This window comes from Aquirufa beregesia (assembly GCF_011090385.1).
GTDB lineage: Bacteria > Bacteroidota > Bacteroidia > Cytophagales > Spirosomataceae > Aquirufa > Aquirufa beregesia.
On the sequence record NZ_SEWW01000018.1, the window covers coordinates 1 to 4,487 of the forward strand.

General features: G+C 44.6%; 1 protein-coding gene. It reads right to left on the reverse strand.

From position 1 onward, the window contains the following. Positions 1–4,487, reverse strand: a 4,487-nt coding sequence (locus EWU23_RS13675) for a beta strand repeat-containing protein (protein ID WP_166233167.1), incomplete at both ends; no start/stop codon positions are given.

Below are 4,487 nucleotides of genomic sequence, written 5' to 3' on the forward strand. Positions count from 1 at the left end.
TCCGTCTGTGGCGGCAATAGTAGCAGATTCGGCTTTGTACAATACCATGGAAGCTGTCGCTACCCCATTCGTAAAGGTCAAGCTTGTTCCTGTTCCTAAATCGGTACCCGCAACGGTTGGCGCTGTGACTGGACTACTAGAGCTATTGGCTCCAGAGAAAGTTATCGTATGTGAACCCGTATATCCTATTACTGTATTTCCTTGAGCATCTTTAGCCGTGATAGAAATTGTTTGAGCAGCTCCAGCAGTTTGAGAACTTGTTCCTGTTACTACTAATTTGGTAGCGGCTCCAGCACTGATAGAAACAGAGCCACTTGTAACTGCGGTTCCGGATTGTGGAGTAAATGTAAATGTTCCAGTACCTACTGTTCCTGTGAAAATCAATTGACTCGTCAAATTCGCCACTCCGGCTGTAAAGTCGCCGGCACTACTTAGTTTATTCGTGCCTGATAATCCCGTGATGGCTCCTGTTAAGGTTGTTGTTACCGTCACATTATTCGCACTAGCATCAAAGCTAGCTACCGTATTTCCATAGGCATCTTGTGCCGTCAAGGTATTCGTTCCAGTAAAGCCTACTCCGTTCACTTGTGGGGTTGCTAAACTAACCGCCAATTTACTGTAAGTGGCTGGGCTAACCGTTACTGATAAGCGGTCCCCTCCTGCTGCCAACAAGGTACCGTCGGTAGCGGCTATGGTAGCACTTTCTGCTTTGTACAAGACCATACTAGCAGTCGCCACCCCATTACTAAAGTTTAATCCAGTTTCAATACCAAAGTTGGAACCTGCTACGGTAGGAACCGTCACAGGACTAGGAGAACTTGCTGCACCTGAGAATGTAATATTATGCGTTCCTGTGTATCCTGTATCTGTATTTCCACTGACATCTTTGGCTGTGACAGTAATGGTCTGCGCACCTCCTGCTGTTTGCGTACCTGTACCTGTTATAACGAACTTAGTAGCTGTACCAGGATTCACCGTGATGCTGGTACTTGTTACCGCAGTTCCTGTGGCTGGGGTAAAGGTGAAGGTTCCTGCACTTGAGGTTCCTGTGAAGGTCAAGCCTAAGCTAGTTAGGTTCGCGACTCCACTAGTAAAGTCGCCTGCCTGGTTCAGTACGTTATTTCCTCCCGATCCTAATCCACTGATACTTCCTGTTAAACTCGTGCTAACCGTGATATTATTACCTGATGGATTGAAACTCGTTACCGTGTTTCCATAGGCATCTTGGGCTGTGACGGTATTGGTTCCAGTAAAGGCTGTTCCGTTAATTTGTGGACTCGTTAAACTAACTGCCAATTTACTGAAGCTAGCTTCTGCAACTGTCACAGATAAACGATCAGCACCAGCAGCTACAATCGAACCGTCAGTTGTAGCAATTATCGCAGCTTCTGCTTTGTATAATTTTAAGTTAGCCGTAGCCACACCACTGCTGAAGGTTACTACAGTAGCTGTACCAAAATTCACAGCACTGGCATTTTTGTCTGAAACCGTAGGCGCTGTAACTGGGCTAGAAGAACTTAATGCTCCCGAGAAAGTCAATGACTTATCTCCTGTATACGTTAAGGCCGTATTTCCACTGATATCTTTGGCAGTTAAGGTAATCGACTGAGTACCACCTGCTGTTTGAGAGGCATTACCTGTAATCACTAATTTAGTGGCGGCTCCAGCTACTATGTCGCCATTGGCTGAACCTGTTTTACCGGATACAGAAGTGAAGATGGCGGAACCCGTTCCGATCGCACCTGTAAAGGTTAATTGACCCGTTACATTGGCTACACCATTCACAAAATCACCAGCGCTATTCATGACATTACCACCAGATAATCCAGAAATAACTCCAGATAATGTACCTGTAGCTGTAATGTTATCAGTAGCAGCATTAAAGCTCGTTACTGTATTACCATAAGCATCTTGTGCCGTAATGGTATTGGTTCCAGTAAAGGCAATACCATTGGTTTGTGGTGAAGTTAACGAAACAGCAAATTTGTCTAAACCAGCAGGGGAAACCGTAACTGATAATCTATTTCCTCCTGTTGATAGAATCGTACCATCCGTAGCGGAAATAGTAGCTGCTTCGGCTTTGTATAAGACCATAGATCCTGTTGCCACGCCCGCCGTAAAGGTCAAACTAGTCGCTGTTCCAAAATTGGTACCTGCTACCGTTGGAGTAGTAGCTGGACTTGGAGAAGCTAGTGCTCCTGAGAAAGTAATGTTTTTAGCTCCTGTATAAGTCGTGACTGTATTACTGTTGGCATCTTGTGCCGTTACTGTAACTGTCTGCGCCCCACCAGCTGTTTGTGTACTTGACCCAGTCACTACCAATTTCGTGGCTTCACCTGGGTTCATGGTTATGCTTGAACTAGTTGCTGCCGTTCCGGTCGCTGGGGTAAAAGTAAAGGTACCGGCACCCGAAGTTCCCGTAAATTTCAATCCTAGACTCGTCAAGTTAGCTACTCCACTGCTGAAATCGCCTGCTTGGTTCAACACGTTATTTACTCCTGAACCTAATCCACTAATGGTTCCTGTCAATGTACTTGTCACAGTCACATTGTTGGTATTGGCTGCAAAAGAAGTTACTGTATTGCCATAAGTATCTTGCGCTGTCAAGGTATTCGTTCCTGTAAAGGCTGTTCCATTAATCTGTGGACTCGTTAGGCTAACGGCCAATTTCGAGAAAACGTCAGGACTTACCGTCACATTCAAGGTTCCACCTGTATTGGAATTAATCGTTCCATCGGTAGCATTGACAGTAGCAGATTCTGCTTTGTACAATATCATCGATCCTGTTGCCACACCCGCTGTAAAGGTCATACTTGTGGCTGTGCCAAAGTTGGTACCCGCAACCGTAGGATTTGTAGCAGGACTTGGTGAAGCTAAGGCTCCAGAGAAAGTAATGTTTTTAGCTCCAGAATAAGCCGTAACCGTATTTCCACTCGCATCCTTGGCGCTTAAAGTTATAGTTTGTGAACCTCCGGCAGTTTGAGTGCTGCTTCCTGTTACAACCAATTTGGTAGCTGCTCCTGGAGTGACAGTAACACTAGAACTGGTTGCAGCAGTACCTGTCGCTGGACTAAAAGTAAATGTTCCAGAACCAGAAGTTCCCGTGAATTTCAAGCCTAAACTAGTCAAATTAGCTACCCCACTAGTAAAGTCAGATCCATTATTTAGTACATTAGTTCCTGATAATCCAGAGATAGCACCTGTTAAAGTTGTTGTAACCGTCACATTATTCACCGCAGCACTAAAGCTGGTTACTGTATTTCCATAAACATCTTGTGCTGTTAAGGTATTGGTACCTGTGAAAGCTGTACCATTGATTTGAGGGCTAGTCAGACTTACCGCCAATTTCGTCATGGTAGATGGACTCACTGTAACCGACAAACGATCCCCCCCAGTGGAAGAGATAGTGCCATCTGTAGCAGCAATTGTAGCAGCTTCGGCTTGATATAAACCCAAAGAACCTGTGGCTACCCCAGAACTAAAGTTTAACGTTGTCGTTGATCCAAAATCCGTTCCTGCAACAGTTGGTACAGTAGCAGGACTCAATGAACTATTCGCCCCAGAGAAAGTAATTGATTTATTTCCAGTATATGTAGTGGCTGTATTTCCACTAGCATCCTTCGCCGTAATGGTCAATGTTTGGGCCCCTCCTGCTGTTTGAGTACTTGAACCCGTTACTACCAATTTAGTGGCAGCACCCGAATTAATTACCACAATATCATTGCCTGTAAATCCACCTGTCGTAGAAGTAAAGGTAAAGGTCCCAGAACCTGAAACACCTGTATATTTAATGCCTAATGCCGTTAAATCAGCTACACCATTGACAAAATCACCTGCTTGGTTTAGCACATTATTCGTACCAGAACCTAAACCACTAACTACTCCTCCTAGGGAATTTGTTACGGTAACCGCATTGCTACTCGCATTATAATTGACCGTATTACCATAAGCATCTTGAGCGGTTAAGGTATTTGTTCCTGTCCAAGCTAATCCAGTGATTTGAGGACCATTTAAATCTGATAAGAATTTAGATAGGCTACTTGCACTTACATTTACTGATAAACGATCTCCTCCTGTAGAGGAAATAGTTCCATCATTAGCAGAAATCGTTGCCGATTCTGCCTTATACAATATCATGGTACCCGTAGCTACCCCTGCGGTAAAAGTCAAGTTGGCTGATGTACCAAAATTGGTTCCAGCAAAAGTTGGAATAGTACTTGGATTAGTTGAATTATTGGCACCTGAAATAGTGATACTTTTTGCTCCAGAATAAGTTGTTGCCGTATTACCATTAGCATCTTGGGCCGTTACCGTCACCGTTTGTGACCCACCTGCGGTTTGAGTACCTGATCCCGTTACTACTAATTTGGTGGCTGCTCCTGCATTGATTGTCACACTTGAACTGGTAGCCGCTGTTCCAGTCGCAGGAGTAAAAGTGAAGGTTCCTGAACCAGAAGTTCCCGTGAATTTCAAGCCTAAGCTTGTCA